Raw genomic sequence first — 5,251 nt, 5'->3', positions numbered from 1 at the left:
CGGACCGTCCGTCCAACGAGATGGGACGAACGGTCCGTTCACCCCGAGAACCGACGGGTCCACCCCGTTGCCGCGGCGGTGCACGCCGCGTCGCCGGATCCGGTGGTGCGGCGGTGCGATCGGGGCAACCGGATCACGCTGCCGAGCGGTTCCCGCGACATGATCAGGTGCACTAGTCTCGCGGCGGCACGATCGACGACCTTGGGGGCACCTTGGCCACGTGGGACGACATCGCCGCATTCGTCCGGTCCGAGTACCGAGTCATCGAGGACACCGGCGACGAGATCCGCATCCTCATCGAGTACGAGGACGAGCGCAGCCAGGTGATCATCGTTTGCCGGGAGGTGCTGGACCAGCGCGAGGAGTGGGTCCAGATCGCCTCGGTGTGCGGGCTCGTCTCGGACGTGGACCTGCGCCTGGTGCTCAAGGAGATCGGCGAGACCTCCGTCGTCTGCGGCGCGGTGATCATGGGTGAGCACGTGGTGCTGCGCCACTCGCTGCCGCTGCTGAACCTCGACATCAACGAGTTCCTCGACCCGCTGCAGCTGGTGGCGGACACGGCGGACCAGCTGGAGGAGACCTTCTTCGGCGGCGACGGCTACTGATCCCGCCGATGGGGTGGCGGCCGGTTCCCGCCGGATCGATCCACCCCGCCGAAGATGACCCGATGGGACGCGGCTGAACGTGTTCCACCGCGCCGGGGAGCTTGACTTCTCCGCGGCGCGGCGCGGAAATCGAGGTCATGGCCCGTTCCGCCGGAACCACCCGAATCCCGGTCGCCGTGCTGCTGGTTCTCGGCGTGCTGCTGGCGGGTTGCGCCCGCCCGGTGCGCACCGCCGCCCCCGCGAGCAGGCCGAACGTGGTCGTGGTGATGACCGACGACCAGTGGCTGGACAGCGTGCGGTTCATGCCGAACGTGCAGCGGCTGCTGGGGTTGGGCGGCGCCACGTTCGACCGGTACTACGCGTCGTTCCCGCTGTGCTGCCCCTCCCGCTCGACTTTCCTCAGTGGACAGTTGGCGCACAACAACGGGGTGCGGCACAACGCGCCGCCGCTCGGCGGCTACGACGCGCTGGACGAGGAGAACGCGTTGCCGGTGTGGATGCAGCGGGCCGGCTACACGACCTCGCACATCGGCAAGTACCCGAACGGCTACGGCAAGTCGGACGAGACGCACGTGCCACCGGGCTGGGACGAGTGGCGCGGCTCGATCGACCCGACCACCTACGACATGTACGGCTACCGGTTGAACGAGAACGGTCGGTTGCGCACCTACGGCGACCCGTGGGTGCAGGACCCGGCGATGTACCAGACCGACGTCTACCGGGACAAGGCGATCGACTTCATCGACCGGCGGTCGGCGGCGGACGACCCGTTCTTCCTGAGCGTGGCGTTCCTGGCCCCGCACGGGGAGAACGTGCACGGCGCCCCGGACAACGGCGACTTCTTCCGGGTCGGTCGCGGCCCGCGGCCCGCGCTGCGCCACCAGGGCGAGTTCGCCGCGGAACGGCCGCCGTACGACGCGTCCTACGGCGAGCAGGACGTGGCGGACAAGCCGGAGTTCCTCCGCGACTACCCGGAGATCTCGGCGGCCACCGGCACCGAGATCACCACCAGCTACCGGCTGCGCCTGGAATCGCTGCTGGCCGTGGACGAAGCGGTGCAGCGGATCGTCGACGCGTTGCGCGCCAACGGGGAGCTCGACGACACCTACCTGATGTTCGTGTCGGACAACGGTTTCTTCTTCGGCCAGCACCGCGTCCCGACCGGCAAGTTCCTGCCGCACGAGGCGGCGGCGCACGTGCCGCTGCTGCTGCGCGGGCCGGGCATCGCGGGCGGCGCGCACGTGCCGGAGCTGAGCACGAACACCGACCTCACCGCCACCATCACCGACATCGGCGGGGCGGAACCGACGATCCCGCTGGACGGGCGTTCACTGCTGCCGTTCGCCCGGGACCCGTTGCTGCGCACCGGAAGACCGCTGCTGCACGAGGCCGCGGAAGGCGCGCTGCCCGACCCGGTGCGGCCGGGCGCGGCGGGCGACGGAGCCTCCGCGCTGGACGTGGCGTCGGGCCGGGCGGCCGGGGCAGGCGACCTGGACCAGGACGGTTCCGCATCACCGCCCGCGCCGGCGAAATCGCGCGACGACCACAGCCAGGTCCTCGACGCCGCCTACGAGGCGATCCGCACCGAACGCTATCTCTACGTCCGGTACGTCAGCGGCGACCACGAGCTCTACGACCTGCACGTGGATCCGGACGAACTGGCGTCGAAGCACGACGACGCCCGCTACACGCAGGTGCGGGCGTTCCTCGACCGGCATCTCGACGCGCTGCAGGGCTGCCGCGGCGCGGAGTGCGCCCGGCCGATCCCGGCCGCACCACGACCCGGGTGAGCGCAGGGGAATACCCGCGACGAAGCCGGAAGATCGACCGAACCGGCCGTACCGCCCGATCCGGACCGGTAGGCTGCCGCGCGTGCTGTTCTTGATCCCCGCCGCCGTCCTGTTCGTGATCTTCGGGATCGGTTTCGCCTACGAACGGCGGCTGGTCCGCAACGGCGTCTACCTGTTCCTGGCCTGCCTGTTCCTGGTCGGCGGCCTGCTGATGTGGCTGGCCACGTACTCGGAATCGGCGGCGGCGGTGGTGCTGATCGTGCTGGCCCTGCTGATCCCGCTGACCACCTTGGCGCTCGCGGTGTTCCTCGTCCTCAACGGCGTGACGATGCTGCGGCGGGAGGGCAGGCGGCTCGCGAACGTGCTGTCGCTGGCCGCCGGGGTCGGGATCATCGGCTTCGTGGTGCTGCGCGGGATCGCGGGCACCATCGGGTGGGCACCGCTGGAAGTGACGATGGACGCCACGGGCAAGGTGATCGGCTACGTCTCGGTGCTGTTCGCGTGCTTCCTGCTCTACTCGCTCGTCTACGGCGCCTTCCCGCACCGCCGCCGCGTTGACTTCATCGTGGTGCTCGGCTCGGGACTGATCGGTTCGCGGGTGCCGCCGCTGCTGGCGAGCAGGCTCGACAAGGGCCTCGCCGAGTTCCGCGCGCAGCAGGAGAAGGGGCGCGAGCCGGTGCTGGTCACCTCCGGAGGGCAAGGTCCCGGTGAGGACGTCCCGGAGGCGCGCGCCATGGCCGACCACCTCATCGCGAACGGGGCGCCGCCCGAGCGGATCCTGGTCGAGGACCGGTCGCGCAGTACCGAGGAGAACCTGCGGTTCAGCGCGGCCATCATGCGCGAGCACCGCCCGGAGCACCGCGCGCTGGTCGTGACGAACAACTTCCACGTGATGCGGGCCGCCCGGATCGCCCGCAAGGAAGGCGTGAACGCCCAGGTGATCGGTTCGCCGACGGCGCGCTACTTCTGGCCGAGCGCCACGATCCGCGAATTCGTGGCGGTCTTCCTCGCCCACCGGGTGGTGAACTTCGGGATGTGCGGGCTGCTCGTCGTCAGCACCGTGCTCGCCGCGGTCTGAAACGCGCAACGGGGCGGTGCGACCACGCGCACCGCCCCGCCACGGGAACCGGGCTTCAGCCGGGCTTGACCATCGGGAACAGGATCGTCTCCCGGATCCCCTTGCCGGTGAACGCCATCAGCATCCGGTCGATGCCGACGCCGACCCCGCCGGTCGGCGGCATGCCGTACTCCAGGGCGCGCAGGAAGTCCTCGTCGAGCTGCATCGCCTCGGCATCACCGCCGGCGGCGAGCAGGGACTGCTCGGTGAGCCTGCGCCGCTGCTCCACCGGATCGACCAGTTCGGAGAAGCCGGTGCCGAGCTCCATGCCGAACCCGATCAGGTCCCACTTCTCCGTCAGCAGCGGGTCCTGCCGGTGCTGGCGGGTCAGCGGGCTCGTCTCCAGCGGGAAGTCGCGCACGTAGGTCGGCCGGATCAGGGTGTGCTCGACGAGCTCCTCGAACAGGTGCTCCACCAGCTTTCCCGGGCCCCACGCCGGATCCCAGGTGATCTCCCTGGCATCGGCGAGCTCCCGCAGCCGCTCGACCGGGGTGGCAGTGGTGATCTCCTCGCCGAGCGCCTCGCCGACCGAGCCGTACAGCGTGATCGACGGCCATTCGGCGCCCAGGTCGATGTCCCCGTGCTCCGGGTGGCGCACCACCATGTCGCCGAACACGGCCTTCGCGGCCTGCCGGAACAGTTCGGTGGTGAGCTCGGCGGCCGTGTCGTAGTCCCCGTAGGCCTCGTAGAACTCCAGCATGGTGAACTCGGGGTTGTGCGTGGAGTCCGCGCCCTCGTTGCGGAAGTTCCGGTTGATCTCGAAGACCTTCTCCACCCCGCCGACCACGAGCCGCTTCAGGTACAGCTCCGGCGCGATCCGCAGGTACAGGTCGAGGTCGTAGGCGTTGATGTGCGTGGTGAACGGCCGGGCCGTGGCGCCGCCGTGCACCTGCTGCAGCATCGGGGTCTCGACCTCGAGGTAGTCGCGGCCGAGCAGCACCGAGCGCAGGGCCTGCACGGCCTTGCCGCGCTGGTGCGCCAGCTGCCGCGCCTCGGGGTTGACGATCAGGTCCACGTAGCGCTGCCGCACCCGGGCCTCCGGGTCGGTGAGGCCCTTGTGCTTCTCCGGCAGCGGCCGCAGGCACTTGGACGTCAACGCCCACGAGTCGGCCATGATCGAGAGCTCGCCGCGCTTGGAGGTGATCACCTCGCCGGTGATGCCCACGTGGTCGCCGAGGTCCACGTCGGCCTTCCAGGAGTCCAGGGCCTCCGCGCCGATCTTGTCCAGCGCGAGCATGATCTGGATGGAGCCGCTGTCGTCGCGGATCGTGGCGAAGCACAGCTTGCCGCCGGTGCGGTACAGCAGCACCCGGCCGGTGACCGACACCCGATCGCCGGTGGCGACGTCCGGTTCGAGGCCCTCGTGACTCTCGCGGACGGGCCCGATCGAGGTGGTGCGCGGGTAACCGACCGGGTAGGGGTCGACTCCGCTCTCCCGCAGCCGGTCCAGCTTCTCCCGCCGGATGCGCATCTGCTCCGGCAGGTCCTCGTGATTCTCGTCCACCGCTTCACTCACCCGGACATGGTATCGGCCCAGCTCACCAGCCTGGCCGGGGTGTCGGTCCCGCGTCGGTGGTGGCGGTCGGGCGGCCGGTCCTCCGCGAAGGTGCCCGGTGCCGAGCAGCGCGGCGAGCTGGGGGAGGGCCGCGCCCGGTCGTCGCGTTCCCCGTCGACCCGCCGACGCCGCGGAGGGAGTGAACGGACCGTTCGTCCGATCTAGTTGGACGAAGGGTCCGTTC

4 protein-coding genes are annotated in these 5,251 nt (G+C 70.3%); 3 read left to right on the top strand and 1 reads right to left on the bottom strand.

The features are described from left to right. Positions 1 to 212: 212 nt before the first annotated feature. From LCD33_RS27775 to LCD33_RS27765, 3 genes are all read left to right on the top strand, one after another. Positions 213 to 605: a hypothetical protein gene (locus LCD33_RS27775; protein WP_224962730.1), complete on the top strand. Its 393-nt coding sequence runs from the start codon at positions 213 to 215 to the stop codon at positions 603 to 605. Positions 606 to 742: 137 nt separating this feature from the next. After that, entirely contained in the window at positions 743 to 2,395 is a 1,653-nt protein-coding gene (locus tag LCD33_RS27770; protein ID WP_224967869.1) for a sulfatase-like hydrolase/transferase, read from the top strand. A gap of 82 nt (positions 2,396 to 2,477) precedes the next feature. Continuing rightward, entirely contained in the window at positions 2,478 to 3,473 is a 996-nt protein-coding gene (locus LCD33_RS27765; RefSeq protein ID WP_224962726.1) for a YdcF family protein, read from the top strand. A 55-nt stretch (positions 3,474 to 3,528) separates the two neighbouring features. Here LCD33_RS27765 and lysX read toward each other — a convergent pair whose 3' ends face one another. Beyond that, a complete protein-coding gene (gene lysX / locus LCD33_RS27760; protein ID WP_224962724.1) occupies positions 3,529 to 5,028 on the bottom strand; it encodes a bifunctional lysylphosphatidylglycerol synthetase/lysine--tRNA ligase LysX in 1,500 nt (499 codons plus the stop codon). Positions 5,029 to 5,251 lie beyond the last annotated feature (223 nt).

It is taken from the genome of Saccharopolyspora sp. 7B (assembly GCF_020177435.1).
GTDB lineage: Bacteria > Actinomycetota > Actinomycetes > Mycobacteriales > Pseudonocardiaceae > Saccharopolyspora_C > Saccharopolyspora_C gregorii.
The sequence above is the reverse complement of the archived record's forward strand: the minus strand, read 5'-3'. Positions and strand labels throughout refer to the sequence as shown.

What these genes read in the sequence shown, in the direction of transcription:
- LCD33_RS27770 (WP_224967869.1), top strand. Translation starts at nt 743, where the DNA reads ATGGCCCGTTCCGCCGGAACCACCCGAATCCCGGTCGCCGTGCTGCTG.